The organism is Amycolatopsis eburnea, assembly GCF_003937945.1.
Lineage (GTDB): Bacteria > Actinomycetota > Actinomycetes > Mycobacteriales > Pseudonocardiaceae > Amycolatopsis > Amycolatopsis eburnea.
Genome location: NZ_RSEC01000032.1, coordinates 168,133 through 183,692 on the forward strand (window position 1 = coordinate 168,133; position 15,560 = coordinate 183,692).

18 protein-coding genes are annotated in these 15,560 nt (G+C 72.2%); 6 read left to right on the forward strand and 12 right to left on the reverse strand.

From position 1 onward, the window contains the following. Positions 1–9: 9 nt before the first annotated feature. Positions 10–1,155, forward strand: a complete 1,146-nt coding sequence (locus tag EIY87_RS08440) for an Mrp/NBP35 family ATP-binding protein (RefSeq protein ID WP_163046824.1) — start codon at positions 10–12, stop codon at positions 1,153–1,155. Between the two features lie 105 nt (positions 1,156–1,260). On the opposite strand, the gene tatB is transcribed toward EIY87_RS08440, so the two are convergent. From tatB to sigE, 4 genes are all read right to left on the reverse strand, one after another. Continuing rightward, a complete protein-coding gene (gene tatB, locus EIY87_RS08445; protein ID WP_125307102.1) occupies positions 1,261–1,671 on the reverse strand; it encodes a Sec-independent protein translocase protein TatB in 411 nt (136 codons plus the stop codon). Between the two features lie 78 nt (positions 1,672–1,749). After that, positions 1,750–3,267, reverse strand: coding sequence for a trypsin-like peptidase domain-containing protein (locus tag EIY87_RS08450; RefSeq protein ID WP_191984012.1), 1,518 nt, complete (start codon positions 3,265–3,267; stop codon positions 1,750–1,752). A gap of 219 nt (positions 3,268–3,486) precedes the next feature. After that, the gene (locus EIY87_RS08455; protein WP_125307104.1) at positions 3,487–4,137 is read right to left on the reverse strand and encodes an anti-sigma factor family protein; all 651 of its coding nucleotides are present in this window, start codon (positions 4,135–4,137) and stop codon (positions 3,487–3,489) included. After that, the gene (gene sigE / locus EIY87_RS08460; protein ID WP_125307105.1) at positions 4,134–4,745 is read right to left on the reverse strand and encodes an RNA polymerase sigma factor SigE; all 612 of its coding nucleotides are present in this window, start codon (positions 4,743–4,745) and stop codon (positions 4,134–4,136) included. The genes EIY87_RS08455 and sigE overlap by 4 nt, the downstream gene beginning before the upstream one ends. Before the next feature lie 190 nt (positions 4,746–4,935). On the opposite strand from sigE, the gene EIY87_RS08465 reads away from it, so the two are divergent. After that, the gene (locus EIY87_RS08465) at positions 4,936–5,580 is read left to right on the forward strand and encodes an O-methyltransferase (RefSeq protein ID WP_125307106.1); all 645 of its coding nucleotides are present in this window, start codon (positions 4,936–4,938) and stop codon (positions 5,578–5,580) included. 158 nt (positions 5,581–5,738) lie between these two features. On the opposite strand, the gene EIY87_RS08470 is transcribed toward EIY87_RS08465, so the two are convergent. Then, positions 5,739–6,923 (reverse strand): MFS transporter, encoded by a 1,185-nt coding sequence (locus EIY87_RS08470; protein ID WP_125307107.1) that lies wholly within the window; start codon positions 6,921–6,923, stop codon positions 5,739–5,741. Between the two features lie 62 nt (positions 6,924–6,985). On the opposite strand from EIY87_RS08470, the gene EIY87_RS08475 reads away from it, so the two are divergent. After that, positions 6,986–7,885 (forward strand): LysR family transcriptional regulator, encoded by a 900-nt coding sequence (locus tag EIY87_RS08475; RefSeq protein ID WP_125307108.1) that lies wholly within the window; start codon positions 6,986–6,988, stop codon positions 7,883–7,885. A 303-nt stretch (positions 7,886–8,188) separates the two neighbouring features. On the opposite strand, the gene EIY87_RS08480 is transcribed toward EIY87_RS08475, so the two are convergent. Beyond that, a complete protein-coding gene (locus EIY87_RS08480) occupies positions 8,189–9,643 on the reverse strand; it encodes a leucyl aminopeptidase family protein (RefSeq protein ID WP_125307109.1) in 1,455 nt (484 codons plus the stop codon). 90 nt (positions 9,644–9,733) lie between these two features. Beyond that, positions 9,734–9,901 carry a DUF3117 domain-containing protein gene (locus EIY87_RS08485; protein WP_013222969.1) on the reverse strand — a complete coding sequence of 56 codons (168 nt, stop codon included), beginning with the start codon at positions 9,899–9,901 and terminating at the stop codon, positions 9,734–9,736. A gap of 197 nt (positions 9,902–10,098) precedes the next feature. On the opposite strand from EIY87_RS08485, the gene EIY87_RS08490 reads away from it, so the two are divergent. Then, positions 10,099–10,893 (forward strand): enoyl-CoA hydratase-related protein, encoded by a 795-nt coding sequence (locus EIY87_RS08490; protein ID WP_125307110.1) that lies wholly within the window; start codon positions 10,099–10,101, stop codon positions 10,891–10,893. A gap of 50 nt (positions 10,894–10,943) precedes the next feature. Here the strand turns inward: EIY87_RS08490 and EIY87_RS08495 are convergent, their stop codons facing one another. Genes EIY87_RS08495 through EIY87_RS08515 form a run of 5 tightly spaced genes read right to left on the reverse strand, consistent with a single transcriptional unit; the run spans position 10,944 to position 13,266 of the window. Beyond that, positions 10,944–11,516, reverse strand: coding sequence for a DNA-3-methyladenine glycosylase I (locus EIY87_RS08495; RefSeq protein WP_125307111.1), 573 nt, complete (start codon positions 11,514–11,516; stop codon positions 10,944–10,946). Then, positions 11,509–11,967: an SRPBCC family protein gene (locus tag EIY87_RS08500; RefSeq protein ID WP_125307112.1), complete on the reverse strand. Its 459-nt coding sequence runs from the start codon at positions 11,965–11,967 to the stop codon at positions 11,509–11,511. The genes EIY87_RS08495 and EIY87_RS08500 overlap by 8 nt, the downstream gene beginning before the upstream one ends. Then, positions 11,964–12,287, reverse strand: a complete 324-nt coding sequence (locus EIY87_RS08505; RefSeq protein ID WP_125307113.1) for a DivIVA domain-containing protein — start codon at positions 12,285–12,287, stop codon at positions 11,964–11,966. Before EIY87_RS08505 ends, EIY87_RS08500 begins: the two co-directional genes overlap by 4 nt. Continuing rightward, positions 12,284–12,952: a permease prefix domain 1-containing protein gene (locus EIY87_RS08510; protein WP_125307114.1), complete on the reverse strand. Its 669-nt coding sequence runs from the start codon at positions 12,950–12,952 to the stop codon at positions 12,284–12,286. The genes EIY87_RS08505 and EIY87_RS08510 overlap by 4 nt, the downstream gene beginning before the upstream one ends. Then, positions 12,949–13,266, reverse strand: coding sequence for a helix-turn-helix transcriptional regulator (locus tag EIY87_RS08515; RefSeq protein ID WP_125307115.1), 318 nt, complete (start codon positions 13,264–13,266; stop codon positions 12,949–12,951). The genes EIY87_RS08510 and EIY87_RS08515 overlap by 4 nt, the downstream gene beginning before the upstream one ends. Positions 13,267–13,406: 140 nt before the next feature. On the opposite strand from EIY87_RS08515, the gene EIY87_RS08520 reads away from it, so the two are divergent. Both EIY87_RS08520 and cydB read left to right on the forward strand, forming a co-directional pair. Beyond that, complete coding sequence (locus EIY87_RS08520) at positions 13,407–14,567, forward strand: cytochrome ubiquinol oxidase subunit I (protein ID WP_125307116.1); 1,161 nt, start codon at positions 13,407–13,409, stop codon at positions 14,565–14,567. Between the two features lie 3 nt (positions 14,568–14,570). Further along, positions 14,571–15,557 carry a cytochrome d ubiquinol oxidase subunit II gene (gene cydB / locus EIY87_RS08525; protein ID WP_125307117.1) on the forward strand — a complete coding sequence of 329 codons (987 nt, stop codon included), beginning with the start codon at positions 14,571–14,573 and terminating at the stop codon, positions 15,555–15,557. The last annotated feature ends 3 nt before the right edge of the window (positions 15,558–15,560 follow it).

The window sequence follows — 15,560 nt, forward strand, 5'->3', positions numbered from 1 at the left end:
ATGGGTGGCGTGACCAGTACGCAGCAGCTCCCCAGCGTCGACGACGTCCGCAGCGCGCTGAAGAGCGTGCAAGACCCGGAGATCCGGAAACCCATCACGGACCTGGGGATGGTCAAGGACGTGGTCGTCGGCGACGACGGCGTCGTGACGGTCGGGATCTACCTGACGGTCGCGGGCTGCCCGCTGAAGGCGACGCTGACCAACGACACGAAGGAAGCCGTCGCGAAGCTCCCCGGCGTCGTCGACGTGCGCGTCGAGCTGGACGTCATGAGCGACGAGCAGCGCTCCGAGCTGCGGAAGTCCCTCCGCGGCGACGCGGCGGAGCCGGTGATCCCGTTCGCGCAGCCGGGCTCGATGACCCGCGTGTACTGCGTGGCCTCGGGCAAGGGCGGCGTCGGCAAGTCGTCGGTCACGGTGAACCTGGCCGCGGCGATGGCCGCGCGCGGGCTGTCGGTCGGCGTCGTGGACGCGGACATCTACGGCCACTCGATCCCCCGCATGCTGGGCGCGCGCGAGAAGCCGACCAAGGTCGACACGATGATCATGCCGCCGCAGTCCCACGGCGTGAAGGTGATCTCCATCGGCATGTTCACCCCGGGCAACACGCCGGTGGTGTGGCGCGGCCCGATGCTGCACCGCGCGCTGCAGCAGTTCCTGGCCGACGTCTTCTGGGGCGACCTGGACATCCTGCTGCTGGACCTGCCGCCGGGCACCGGCGACATCGCGATCTCGGTGGCCCAGCTGATCCCGAACGCGGAGATCCTGGTGGTCACGACCCCGCAGCAGGCGGCGGCCGAGGTGGCCGAGCGCGCGGGCGCGATCGCGCTGCAGACCCGCCAGCGCGTGGCGGGCGTCATCGAGAACATGTCGTGGCTGGAGCAGCCTGACGGCTCCCGGCTGGAGATCTTCGGCGCCGGCGGCGGCCAGACGGTGGCCGACTCGCTGACCAAGTCGATCGGCTCCGAGGTGCCGCTGCTCGGCCAGGTCCCGATGGACCCGCGTGTGGTCGCCCAGGGCGACGCGGGCACGCCGATCGTGCTGTCCGAGCCGGAGGCCCCGGCGTCGGTGGTGCTCGGCGACGTGGCGAAGAAGCTCTCGGTCCGGGCTCGCGGCCTGGCCGGGATGATGCTGAACGTGACCCCGGCCGGCCGCTGACCCCAAGCGCCCCAAGGTGGCCTTGGTTGCGTCAGACGCACCGAAGGCCGCCTTGGGTGCGTCTGACGCACCGAAGGCCACATTGGGGCGCTTGAGAAGTGCGCGTCAGGTGGCGTCCGGGTCGATCGGCGGGCGCTCCCCCGGCTTCAGCGGTTCCGGCGCTGCCTTGGGCTGACCGACCGTCGTGCCGTTGGTCCCGTTCGTCCCGTTGCTGCCGTTCGTGATGCCCTTGAGGCCCAGTGGGTCCGCGTCACCGTCGAAGAGGTGCTGCGTCACCACGCGTTTGGGGTCGAAGTTGCGCAGGCCGCGCAGGTCCTCGAGGGGCTTGCGGAGCTGGTCGAACTCCGGGCCCATCTCCTCGCGCAGCTGTTCACGGGCGCCGGTCGCGAAGTCCCGGACCTTCTTCACGCTCTTCGCCAGCCAGGAAGCCGCCTCGGGGAGGCGTTCCGGGCCGAGGATGAAGAGACCGGCGATGATGAGGACGAGGATTTCGCCCCACCCGACGCTGTCGAACACCAGTCAACCTCCGCAGCTGAACCTACCCGGCCAGGGTACCCGCAGCCCGCCGTGCTCCGGCAGGCCGAACGCGGGAACTCAGTCGGAAGCCAGGGTTACGTCCACGACGAAGCTCGCGCCGTCGCGGGCCAGTGACACCGGGACCACTTCGCCGACGTCGTGCGCGCGGACCGCGACCGTCAGCTCCGCGGAGTCGCGGACCAGCCGGCTGCCGATCTTCGTGATCACGTCGCCCTCCTTGATGCCCGCGTTCGCGGCCGGGCCGCCGGGGGCGACGTTCTTCACCTGCGCGCCCATCGTGGACGAGCCGGCGACCGTCGACGACGCGTTGATGCCGATGTCCGCGTGCCGGACCTTGCCGTCCTTGATCAGCGACTTCGCGATCTTGATCGCGTAGTCGCTCGGGATGGCGAAGCCGATGCCGATGCTGCCGCCGTCCGCGCTGGACGAGCGGATCGACGAGTTGATGCCGACCAGCGCGCCGGTGGAGTCGACGAGCGCGCCGCCCGAGTTGCCGTGGTTGATCGCGGCGTCGGTCTGGATGGCCTCGTAGGTGACCGGCGGTGCGCCGCTGTCGCCGCCCGCGGTGATCGGCCGGTTCAGCGCGCTGACGATGCCCGCGGTGACCGAGTTCTGCAGTGCCAGCGGCGAGCCGATCGCCATCACGGTGTCGCCGACCTGCAGGTCCGCGGACTTGCCGATCTGCAGCACGGTCGGGTTGGTGACGTTCACCTTCACGACGGCGAGGTCGGTCTTCTGGTCGGCGCCGACGAGCTTGGCCTCGGTGCGGGTGCCGTCGACGAAGATCGCGGTGACCTTGACGCCCGGGTCCGCGGCGGCGGAGGCGATGACGTGCTCGTTGGTGAGGATGTAGCCCTGCGGGTCGATCATCACGCCGGAGCCCTGCTCGCCGGATTCGGCGCCGGGCTTGAAGACCTCGAGCGAAACGACGGCGGGCGCGACGCGCTTGGCGATCTCGGCGACCGATCCGGCCGGGCGTTCCTTGGCGGCCTCGGCTTCGGCGATCGTGGCGGACCCGGTCAGCTCGGTGCCGGTGTCGCCGACCCACCAGCCGACGAACCCGCCGGCGGCGCCGATGAGCAGCGCGACGACCCCGAGCAGCGCGAGCGCCTTCGGCTGCACCCGGCGCCCGAAGAGCACCTCGGGCAGGCTGAGCAACGCCCCCGGCGGCCGCTTGGTGGGCTTTTCCTCGTCCTCGGCGGGCATCGCGGGCCCGGCCAGCACGGCACCGGCCCCCGGATCACGCCACGGGTCGCTGGTGCTGTTCCACAGCGGCGGGTCGGCCTGCTTCGGCTCGCCGGTGGCCTCACGCGGGCGTTCGAGCAGCACCCCTTCGGCGCCGGGCGGCCGCCGGAAGGCTTCGGCGAGCGACTCGGGCGCGGGCGGCGCGAGGTTGACGCCGTTGGCCTGCTGCGGGGTGTAGAGCTTGTCGAACGCCCCGTCGACCCCCTGCGGCCGCCCGAACACGGCGGCCTGCGCCGGATCGACGGCGGGCCGCGCGAGCGGCCGCGGACCCAGCCGATCGGCATCGCGCGCGCCGGGCTGCTCGGGATTCACGTTCGGCTCGGTCATCATTCCCCGGTGCAGAAGATCAGGTGGCTGGGCGTGACGATACCCAAGCCCAGTGCTCCGAGTCTGCCGGTCCGCCGGTGAAGTGGCTGTTTCTTGGACCGTGGGCCGGGGTCCCGGCGAAGCCGCCAGACCGGCCGGGCAGGCCTGCGTGCCGCCGGACCGCCCCCGGACACGACAAAGGCCGCCAGGAGGATTTCCTCACGGCGGCCTCGGTCAATCAGGTCAGCGAATCCCCGCGGGCACCACAGCGGCCGTGGTGGTCGGCGGGACCGACGTCGGCGCCTGCTGCGGGGGCACCGCCAGCTGGGCCGGGAGCAGGTTCGCCGGCTGGGGCACGCTGCCGCCCTGCTCGGGACCGCCGTCGCCGTCCGCCGACGTGCCGACCAGGGCCAGCGCGCTCAGCACCAGCCCGGACACGACGACCCCCGCACCCTGTGCGGCGCGGCGCTTGAACCGGCCGCCGCCGAGGACGTTCGGGGACTGGCCCAGCGGGGCCGACGAGCCCAGCGGGGCCACGCCGCCCAAGACGCCGGTGTCGCGCAGGCCGGCTACCCGGTCGGGGCGCTGGACCGCGACGAGCTGGCCGTCGGCCGTGATCGCCAGGTTGTCCGGGGTGCCCGGCAGCTCCGTGTGCTGCGGGATCGACTGCAGGCTCGCCAGGAACCCCGCCGACATCGAGGGGGCACCGGCGTGCCGGATCGTGTCGACTGTCTGCCGCTGGGCGCGGACCTCGGCCGCGCACGCCTGGCAGCGCGTGATGTGCGACGCCGCGCGGTCGCGGGCGCCGTGCGAAAGCTCGCCGTCGACGAACGCCACGACGACGTCCGGCAGCAGGTGCGACTCGGGGAGTCCCCAGCCTCGCGGTGCGGTCATACCGACACCTTCGCAGACTGCGGTGCGTAAGCGCGCCGTCGCTCGAGCGACGCGCGCAGCGCCTGGCGACCGCGGTGGATCCGGCTGCGGACGGTGCCCAGCTTGACACCCAGCGTCGCGCCGATCTCCTCGTACGACAGGCCTTCGACGTCGCACAGCACCACGGCGGCGCGGAACTCCGGGGGCAGCTCGTCGAGCGCCGCCTGCAGGTCAGGGTCCAGGTGGGTGTCCGAGTAGACCTGCTCGGGGCTCGGGTCGTCGCCCACGATGCGGTCGGTGTCCTCGGGCAGGCCTTCCATCCGCACGCGCGAGCGGCGGCGGGCCATGTCCAGGAAGAGGTTGGTGGTGATCCGGTGCAGCCAGCCTTCGAACGTGCCCGGCTTGTACGACGCCAGCGAGCGGAAGACCCGGATGAAGGTCTCCTGCGTCAGGTCCTCGGCGTCGTGGGTGTTGCCGGTCAGGCGGTAGGCGAGCCGGTAGACCCGGTCACCGTGTTCGCGCACGACCTCGTCCCAGGACGGTGGCGTCCACGCCGCCTCGTCCAGGGTCACCGGCTGAGCCCCGGCGTCGGCAACGGCGTTCTGCATAGCGGGAGCAGGCACCTCCATCTGCGTCTCTCCTGTCTGCTCCACCCAACGCGGGCTGTGGCCACGGTGTTCCCGTGCGTCTGGATTTCAGTCTGTCGGGGTTCCTTATGGTTCTAGTGAGACTGGACTGAGAGCAGGCTGAGAAGTTCTTCCCGGGTGCTTACCAGGGAGCCTGCGAGGATTTATCGACAACCAACGCTAACCTCCGTGCGTGAACACGCCCACCCCTGCGGCCGCACCGGCCGATTCCGGGTTCGTCGACGGGTACCTGCCCGACGACGAGGTGCTGTCTTCGGCGCGGGCACGGGCCGAGGACCTGGGCTGCGTCCCGCTCAGCGCGGGCGCGGGCGCGACGCTGCGCTTCCTGGCCGCGACGCTGCGGGCGAAGGCGGTCGTCGAGGTCGGCACGGGCGCCGGGGTCAGCGGGCTGAGCCTGCTCCGCGGCATGGCCCCCGACGGCATCCTGACCTCGATCGACGTCGAGCCGGAGTACCAGCGGGCCGCGCGCGCGACGTTCCGCGAGGCCGGCTACGCGCCGGGCCGGACGCGGCTGATCATCGGCCGCGCCCTGGACGTGCTCCAGCGGCTCACGCCGGGCGGCTACGACCTGGTCTTCGTCGATTCCGCGTACATCGAGTACCCCGGCTGCTACGAACTGGGCGTCTCGCTGCTGCGGCGGGGCGGGATCATCGCGTTCCACAACGTGCTGGCGGGCGGCCGGGTGATCGACCCGTCCCACCGCGACCCGGAGACGCTGGCGCTGCGCGAGGTGGCGCGGGCGTTCCGCGAGGACGACCGGCTGGTCCCGGCGCTGCTGCCGGTGGGCGGCGGCCTGCTGGTCGCGGCGGCGATCTGACTCAGCCGCCCGGCCGCGTGGCCTGCCCGGCGTCGCGGAGATGTCATGAACGGGTCGTTCATGTCGTCTGACGAGGTGAACGACCCTTTCATGACATCGCGGAGGGGGCGGATCGGGCGTCGCGGATGAGTCGTTCACGACGTGCCGACCCGTCCGACTCAGCTCGCCACGAGCTCCCGCCGCACCGCGCGCACCCGGGTGCCCGCGCCGACCGCCGCCACCGCGAGCAGCAGCCAGGCCACGACGACCGCGATCAGCCACGGCCAGCCCTCGTGGCCGTAGACCCACGCGCCGGCCGCGCCGCCGACGCTGCTGCCCAGGTAATACGTCGCCGTGTACATGCCGCCGACCTGGCCGCGCGCGTTCTCCGGCGCGTCGGCGGCCGCCCAGCCGTTCGCGACCGCGTGCGCGGCGAAGAACGCGCAGGTCAGCACCAGGAACCCGGCGATGACCAGCGGCAGGGAGTCGGGCAGCGTGAGCGCCGCGCCGAACGCCGTCAGCAGCAGGGCCCCGACCAGCGCGCGGCGGCGGCCGACCCGCGCGACCAGGCGGCCGGCCGCGGCCGAGGACACCGAGCCGGTCGCGTAGGCGAGGAACACCAGTGACGCGATCGCCGGGGACAGGCCGAGCGGTTCGCCGGTCAGGCGGAAGCCGGCGGCGTTGTACAGCGCGACGAACGAGCCCATCGCGAGCAGCGCGACCGCGTACTGCGCGAGCAGCACCGGCTTGCGCACCGCCGTGACCAGCCCCTGTGCGACCGCGCGGAGCTGGGCGTTCCCGCGTGGGCGCGGGCCCGGCGGCAGCGTCACGACGGTGATCGCCGAGCACACCGCGCCCACCCCCGCGACGACGTACAGCGCGCCGCGCCAGCCGAGAGGGCCCGCGGTGAACCCACTGGCCAGGCGGCCGAGCATGCCGCCGATCGTGTTGCCGGCGATCATCGCGCCGACCGCGGCCGCGACGCCCGCGCGGCCCAGGCGTTCGGCCAGGTAGGCGGCCGCGACGCCGGGGAAGCCGGCGATCGCGATGCCCTGCAGCGCCCGCAGGACGAGCAGCGCCGGGTACGTCGGCATCAGCGGCAGCAGCAGCCCGAACACCACCGACGCGATGACCGACGTCAGGATCACCCGCCGGCGTCCGACCACTTCGGACAGCGCCGCGATCGGCAGGACGGCGATGGCGAGCGCGCCGGTCGCGACGCTCACCGCGAGCGCCGCGCCGCCGGGGTCGAGGTGGTACTGCGCGGCGAGCTGCGGCAGCACCGGCTGCGGCGCGTAGAGCAGGGCGAAGGAGGAGATCCCGGCCGCGGCGACGGCGGTCTTGACTCGGCGCGTGGAGGTCACGACCCGAAAGTAAGCAGAGCTAACCAATACGTCCAATGCGTTCGACTGGCATGATTCATGCGATGACGTATGACTCGCTGTCGGCGCAGGTCGCGCCGCACCTGCTGCTGCTGGCCGCCTTGCGGAAGACGGGGAACGTCACACGCGCGGCCGAGCTGCTCGGCGTCCCGCAACCGACTGTCAGCCGCCGGCTCGCGGCGCTGGCGGACGCGCTGGGCGCGCCCCTGACGGTGCCGGACGGCCGCGGCATCCGCCTCACGCGCGCGGCGGACCTGCTGGCGGAGGCGGCGGAGCGCGGTCTGGCGGCGCTCGACACCGGCGTCCGGCTGGCGCGGGAGGAGGTGTCGCCGGAGTCGGGGCACGTGGTGCTCGGGTTCCTGCACCTGCTCGGCCGGTCACTGGTGCCGTCGCTGCTGCGCGGCCACCGGGCGCGGTACCCGGGGGTGCGGTTCACGCTGGTGCAGGGCTCGCGGCAGGAGATGGTCGACCGCCTGGTCGCCGGCGAGCTGGACCTGGCGTTGCTGGCGCCGCTGCCGTCCGTGCCGGCGTTGGCTTCGGCGGGCCTGGTCGACGAGGAGATCCTGCTGTCCGTCCCGGCGGGCCACCCGCTCGCCGGGCGGCGCTCGGTGCGGGTTTCGGAGCTGGCGGACGAGGAGTTCGTGCTGCTGGAGCAGGGTTACGGCGTGCGGACGCTGACGGACGAGCTCTGCGCGGCGGCGGGGTTCACGCCGCGGATCGCGTTCGAGGGCCAGGAGTCGGACACGGTGCGCGGCCTGGTGGCGGCGGGCCTGGGGGTGGCGCTGCTGCCGCGGTTCGGCCCGGGCAGCCCGGCGGGGGTCGCGGAGGTGCCGCTGTCACCGCGGCCGTACCGGACGATCGGCCTGGCGTGGCGCGCGGAGGAGCCGATGACCCCGGCGGTGACCGGCTTCCGCGACCACGTGCTGGCTGCGGCCCGGGACTGAGCCCCGGAGCCCGGCACGCCGTGCAGGTGCTCCCTGCCGGACGTCGGGTCGCAGCGGCGCTTGGGGCGAGGGCCGCGCAACCGGACGTCCTGAATGACTCATTCAGGTCTTCGGAGGTCCTGAATGAGTCATTCAAGACCTTTGCCGGCCGGGCCCGGCACCCCGTCAGGCCACCCCATCCCCCACCGGACAGCCCCCGCCCAACCCTGGGGGGCGTCCCCGCTCCAGCGTATCGGCACCCACCGACGAACCCGGCCACGAACAGCGGGTTGTCCACACCCCAGCCGGGATGTGGACAACCCCTCAGCCCAGCGAGGCCGCCAGCTCCACCAGGGTCCGGGCCGCGAAGCCCGTCGCTCCCGGCACCACCTCGTCGTAGTTCTTCTCCGACCGGGCCGGTCCCGCGATGTCCAGGTGCGCCCACGGCAGACCCGACGTGAACTCGCGCAGGAACAGCGCCGCCGTGATGCTGCCGGGGCCGCCGGGCGTCTGCCGGACGTCGCCGAACTCGCCGCGGACGTTCTCCGCGTAGTCCTCCACCAGAGGCATGCGCCACCACGCCTCGCCCACGCGCGCGCCCGCGCCGATCACCGCATCAGCCAGCGCGGAGTCCGAAGCGAACAACCCGCCCGTGCGCAGGCCCAGTGAGACCTTCATCGCTCCCGTCAGCGTCGCCGCGTCGACGACGTAGTCCGGGCTGAACTTGCGGATGCCGTAGGCCAGCGCGTCGGCCAGGACCATGCGGCCCTCCGCGTCGGTGTTGCCGACCTCGGTCGTCTTGCCGCCGTAGTGGCGGACGATGTCGCCGGGGCGGTACGACGAGCCCGACACGTGGTTCTCCGCCGCGGGCACCAGCGCCGTCACGCGCACCGGCAGGCCGAGGGCCGCGATCGCGCGGGTGGCGGCGATCACGGCCGCGCCGCCCGCCATGTCCGTGCGCATCAGGTGCATGCCGTCGGCCGGCTTGATGGACAGGCCACCGGTGTCGAACGTGATGCCCTTGCCGACCAGCAGCAGGTGCTTCGAAGCGCCCGACGGCCGGTACGCCATCTCGATCAGGCGCGGCGGGCGGGCCGAGCCGCCGCCGACCGCCACGACGCCGCCGAAGCCCTGCGTCGTCAGCCACTTCTCGTCGCGGATCGTCACCTCGACGCCCGGGCCGGCCACCTTCGCCGCCGTGTCCGCCAGCCACGCCGGGCTCTTCACGTTCGACGGCGTGTTCGCCAGGTCGCGGGTCAGCGCCGTCGCCGCGGCCAGCGCCGCAGCACGCGCGACCAGCTCGGCGGCGGCCGGGTCGGCGGTCACCAGCCGCACCGTGCGCACCGACGGCTTCGGGTCCTCACCCGACACCTTGAAGCGGTAGCCGCCCAGGAGCAGCCCGAGCGCCAGCTCGGTCACGTGCTCGCCGGACGCCTCCTCCGGCAGCTCGACCTGCACCGCGCGGAACGCCTTGCCCCCGTTGTCGACGTCGTCGGCCAGCGCCGCGTTCACCGCGCGGACCAGCGCCGCGCCGGTCTTGCGGTACTGCTTCGGCTCGCCGTCGCCGAGGCCCGCCACCCAGCGCGGACCGTCGCCGGGGACCGTCTGCACGTCGCCCGCCTTGCCGGTGATCCGGATGCCGCCGACCTCGAGGGGCTCGGACTCCACGTCGTCCGCGGGCGCGGTCACGAACCGGGCCGTCGGGGTGCCGCGGCGGAGCTCCGCCGTTACCTCGATGTCGAGCAGACTGGTCGGAACGGGGGGTAGCGGATTACGCACAGTGAGCAACCTCCGGGCGCTGAGGAACCGCGACCCCGGCCTCCGAAGGGAGACCGGGGTGCGACGGAAGGACGGTTCGAGGGAGGCTTGCTAGCCGGTGACCTCCGCCAAAGCGGCGCCGAGGTCCTTCGCTTCTTCCGCGGAAAGTTCGACGACGAGTCGCCCACCGCCCTCGAGCGGTACGCGCATCACGAGGCCCCGCCCCTCCTTAGTCACTTCGAGGGGACCATCTCCGGTCCGGGGCTTCATGGCCGCCATAGCGTGCTCCCTCCGTCTCAACCGGCGCGCCCGGGTCGCGCTCGCGTGAAAGCCAGCCGGGTCTGGTGTCCATTGTCCCTCATCAGCGGCCGGGCGCATCAGCGGACCGATCTTTTGCCGCCGTATCGGTGCTGGTATGCGGCTCGCGCGGGGTGGAAGACTGTCGGACGACCGATGTTTCCGCGCAAGGAGAAGACGTGACCACATCCGACGTCCTGCTGACCGCCGACGCCGACGGGGTGCGCACCCTCACCCTCAACCGGCCGCAGGCGTACAACTCGCTGACCGTCGAGCTGAAGGAAGCACTGCTCGCGGCGCTGCGCGAGGCGGCGGACGACGAAGCCGTCCGCGCGGTGGTGCTTTCCGGTTCGGGCAAGGCGTTCTGCGCCGGCCAGGACCTGAAGGAGCACGTCGGGCTGCTGCAAGCGGGTGACCCCGCCCCGCTACACACGGTGAAAGAGCACTACAACCCGATCGTCAAGGCGATCGTGTCGATGGAGAAGCCGGTGATCGCCGCGATCAACGGCACCGCCGCCGGCGCCGGGGCCGCCTTCGCCTACGCCAGTGACCTGCGGATCGCCGCCGAGTCGTCGTCGTTCCTGATGGCCTTCGCCAACGTCGGGCTCGGGCCGGACTCGGGTGCGTCGTGGACGCTGCAGCGGCTGGTCGGCTACGGCCGCGCCGCCGAGCTGATGCTGCTGGCCCGGACCGTCGACGCGACGGAGGCGCTGCGCCTCGGCCTGGTCGGCGAGGTCGTGCCGGACGAGGAGCTGGCGGCCCGGGCCCAGCAGGTGGCGGCGAAGCTCGCGGCCGGTCCGACGGTGGCCTACGCGAAGATCAAGGGCGTGCTCAACCTGGCCGCGCAGTCGACGTTCGAGGAAGCCCTCGACGCCGAGGACGCCGCCCAGACCGCGCTCGGCGCGACCGCCGACCACACCGAGGCCGTCGAGGCCTTCGTCGGCAAGCGCAAGCCGAACTTCCAGGGCAAGTAGGACGTGCCGTCAAGGCCACCTTACGGGCGTCTGACGCCCGTAAGGTGGCCTTAACGGCTTTTGGCGGCCCGGAAGCAGCCGGAGACGTGGTCGTCGACCATGCCGGTGGCCTGCATCAGCGCGTAGCACGTGGTCGGGCCGAGGAAGACGAACCCGCGCTTCTTCAGCTCCTTGGCCATCGCCTTGGACTCGTCCGTGATCGCCGGGACGTCGGCCATGGTGCGAGGACGGCGATGCGACGTGGGCGCGAACGACCACAGCAGGTCGTCCAGCGGCGTGTCCAGCGCGGCGATCGCCTGCGCGTTCTTGATCGCGGCCAGGATCTTGGCCCGGTTCCGCACGATCCCCGCGTCCTGCATCAGCCGCTCGACGTCGGCGTCGCCGAACTTCGCCACCTTCGCCGGCTTGAACCGCTTGAACGCCTTCCGGAAGTTCTCGCGCTTGCGCAGGATCGTGATCCACGAGAGCCCCGACTGGAACGACTCGAGGCACAGCCGCTCGTACAGCTCGTCCTCGCCGTGGAGCGGGACGCCCCACTCCTCGTCGTGGTAGGCCACGTAGTCCGGGGCCGAATTGCCCCAGCTGCACCGCGGGACGCCGTCGGTGCCGAACAGCTCACTCATCCCCACCCACCGAATAGTTCTCCGCGAACCGCGCGAACCGCCGCAGCGACTGGCGCACGCCCAGCGCGAACGCCGGCCGCACCACCGGCCAGCCGAGCCGGCCCAGCGGCCCGAACGGCAGCCGCAGGTGCTCGGCCCAGACGAACGTCGAGCGCGTCGCGCCCTTCGCCACCACCTGGAACACGCCGGTGCCCTGCACGACGCTCCCGAGGTGCCGGACGGCGCACCGCACCGGCGGCTCCCAGCTCGTGATCTCCATCTTGTCCGTGAACCCGATGCCGGCCACGCCGGTGAACGCCGAAAGGCGCGACCCGACGCTGCGGCCGTTGCCCGCGACGACCTCGACCTCGGTGCCGAGCATCCACTCGCCCTGGCGCGTCCAGTCGGTGAGCGCGAGCCAGGTCGTCCCGGCCGGCGCGCGCACGTCGACCGACAGGATCAGATCCGTCACTGGGCCCCTTCGGGCGTGCTCTCCCGGTCGCGCTCGCGCTGCTCCAGCTCGGCGACCCGGGCGCGCAGCTCGTCCAGCTCGACGCCGAGGCGGCGCAGCACCCAGTCCACCTCGGACATCTTGTAGCCGCGCAGCACCAGCTGGAAGCGGACCTCGGTCAGGTCCTCGCCGGTGATGTCCTCGGCGGGCAGCCGCGTCGGCGAGCTGCCCGGCGGCAGCGGGGCGAGCTCCTCACCCCGGCCGAAGACCACGGCGGCCAGCAGGAACACCACGGCGGCCACCAGCAGCATGACTACGAGGTAGATCAGCGCGGTCGTCACGCGACGATCGTGGCATACCCACCCCAGGATCGTCTCGCGAGCACGACGAGCCGGAGCGAAAGCAGCACCCAGGCGACCATCAGCACCGCGCACGGGACGCTCAGGAACAGCCGTGACGCGTCCACGAACCCGGTCGTGCTGATCAGCAGCCCGACCGAGGCCAGGTTGACGCCGACCGCGATCGCGATGAGGGTGCCGCAGAACCGCGCGAGCCCGGTGCCGTCCAGGTGGCGGCTCAGCCAGCGGATGCCGAGCAGGGCCAGCACGCCGATCACCGGCACGACGAACACCGCGCCGTGGGTGACGTGCGTGACGACCTTGTACCACTCCGGCGTCGGCGTCGAGATCCTCGTCCACTCGCCGAAGGTGAGGATCCGGGCGTAGTCCCACGCGATCTGCATCGCCGGGACGCCGATGACGAGCTTCCACAGCGTCCGGACGCCGCTGAGCATGCCCAGCTCGGCCTGGTAGTCGCGGGCGACGACGGCCGCCGGGCCGAAGTCGGCGACCGCGCGGCGCTCGGCGTCCTCGTCGCTCCAGCCGCCCGCGCGGTACGCGTCGGCGGCGTCGTGCAGGCCGTCTCTGGCCTCCGCCAGCAGGTCGGCCTTGAACCGGCCGCAGCCGTGCAGCCTGCGGTCCAGGTCGCCCAGGTATTCGTCGATCATGCCCCCAGCACTCCCCCGATGACCGTGGTGAACTCCCGCCACTCGGCGCGTTCGGCGGCCAGTGCCTGCTGGCCGGAGCGGGTGAGCCGGTAGGTGCGCCGCTTGCGGCCGGAGACGACGTCCCACTCGCTGGCCAGCCAGCCGGCCCGCTCGAGCCGGCGCAGCGCCGGGTAGACCGTGCCGGTCGGCAGGTCGAGCGCGCCGTCGCTGCGCAGCTGGAGCGCCTCGATGATCGCGTAGCCGTGCAGCTTCCGGCCGTCGAGCACCGCCAGCAGCAACGCGTCGAGGTGCCCGCGCAGGGTGTCCGCCTTCATAGGTACGCAGTCTACGCATCCCACCCCGGAGAGGCTATTGCCCGGCCACCGGGGGCACACCCGGGGATTTCCCGGAGATGACCCGGATCTCATGGATTTGGTGCCTACATGTAGCCAGGCTACGTATATAGTCGCTCGACATGGACGCACTCCCGGTCGCGAGACTCCAGTTCGCGACGACGACTTCGTTCCACTTCCTGTTCGTGCTGCTCACGCTGGGGTTGGTCACGATGGTGGCCGTGATGCAGACGCGCGCGGCGGTCGGCGGCAAGCCCGAGCTGCTGCGGATGACCCGCTTCTGGGGCCGCTTGTACGTGATCAATTACGCGCTCGGGATCGTCACCGGAATAGTGATGGAATTCCAGTTCGGGCTGACCTGGACCGGGCTTTCCGCTTTCGCCGGTGACGTCTTCGGCGCGCCGCTGGCCATCGAGACGCTGGTCGCGTTCTTCCTGGAGTCGACCTTCCTCGGCCTGTGGATCTTCGGCTTCGGCCGCATGCACAAGTGGCTGCACCTGGCGCTGATCTGGCTGGTCACGCTGACCGCGTACGCGTCGGCGCTGTTCATCATGCTGGCCAACTCGTTCCTGCAGAACCCGGTCGGCAGCCGGCTCGAAGGCGGCACCCTGCACCTCGACGACTTCGGCGCGCTGTTCTCGAACCCGGCGCTGGCCGCGTCGCTGCCGCACGTCGTCAGCGCCGCGCTGGTGACCGGCGGGTTCTTCGTCGTCGGTGTCAGCGCCTACCACTTCCTCAAGCGCACGGCGGAGGTCGAGTTCTTCCGCCGTTCGATGCGGCTCGGCGTCGTCACCGCGCTCATCGGCTCGATCTTCGTGGTCAACCAGGGTTTCGCGCAGTTCGGCAAGCTGAAGATGTACCAACCGGACAAGCTGGGCGAAGCGGCGGTGGGCGCGCCGCTCGGCTTGATGATCACGCTCGGGTTCGCGATGCTCCTCTGCGCGCTCCTCGGCACGCTGCTGCTGTTCCGGAACTGGCTCACCAAGGCGCGGCTCCTGCACTACCTGATGGTCGCGGCGATCCCGCTGCCGTTCGTCGCGTCGATCATGGGCTGGCTGGTGCGCGAACTCGGCCGCCAGCCGTGGCTGATCTGGGGGAAGCTGCGCACCGCCGACGCGGTCGCGGACGTCCCGGCCGGCCAGATCCTGTTCTCCTTCATCGCTTTCTCGCTGCTGTTCGCCGCGCTCGCGGTGGCCGACTGGGTGCTCATGGCGCGGGTCGCCAAGCGCGGCCCGGACCCGGCCGGCGAGCCGGCCGAGCTGCCCGTCCTGAGCGGAGTCTGACCGATGGTGACCTTGTGGTGGTGCGTGCTGGGCCTGCTGACCTGCGGGTACTTCGCGCTCGCGGGCTACGACTACGGCGTCGGCATGCTCCTGCCGGTGTTCGAGACCGACGAACGACGACGCCGGCAGACGCTCGGCGCGCTCGGCCCGTTCTTCCTGGCCAACGAGGTGTGGCTGGTCGCCGCGGTCGGGCTGTTGTTCGGCGCGTTCCCGCACCTGGAGGGCAAGGTGTTCGCCGGGGCGTACGTCCTGGTCGTGACGCTGCTGCTCGGCCTGGTCACGTTCACGGCGTCGATGCAGCTGCGCAGCCGCCGCCCGGACGCGCGGCGCGGCGCCTGGACCGCGGGCATCGTCGGCGGCGCGCTGGTGACGGCGGTGTCGTGGGGCCTGTTCCTCGGCAACCTCGTGGCCGGGCTGCCGCTGGCTGCCGACGGCTCGCCGTCCGGGGACGTCCTCGCGCTCTTCAGCCCGTACGCCGTGCTGTGGGGGCTCGGGTTCGTGGCGCTGTTCGCCTTGCAGGGCGCGGCGTTCCTCGCCGTGCGCGCCCCGGCCGAGCTGACCGGGCGGGCGGTGCGGCTGGCCCGCGCGTTCACCGCGCCCGTGCTCGCGTTCCTGGTGATCGCGACGGTGTGGAGCGCCTTCGCGCTCGACGGCGTGACGGCGCTCGGCGTGGGCGTGGCCGTGCTGGCTTTCGCCGCGCTCGCCGTCACGCGGCTCGGCCTGGCGCTGCGGCGGAACCGCGTCGCGCTCGTCGGCTCGATGGTCCTGGCCGCCTGCCCGGCCCTGCTCGCCGGCACGCTGCGGTTCCCCGCGGTCCTGGTCTCGCCCGGGTACGCGCTGACGGTCGAGCAGGCGGCGACGGCACCGGGGACGTTCGCGCTCCTGGCGTGGTTCGCGCCGCCGTCGGTGCTGGTGCTGCTGGTCGTGCAGTGGCTGACCTGGCGCGCCCACCGCCACCCCGTCGACCAGCGCTCGCTGCTGCACTTCTAGGGG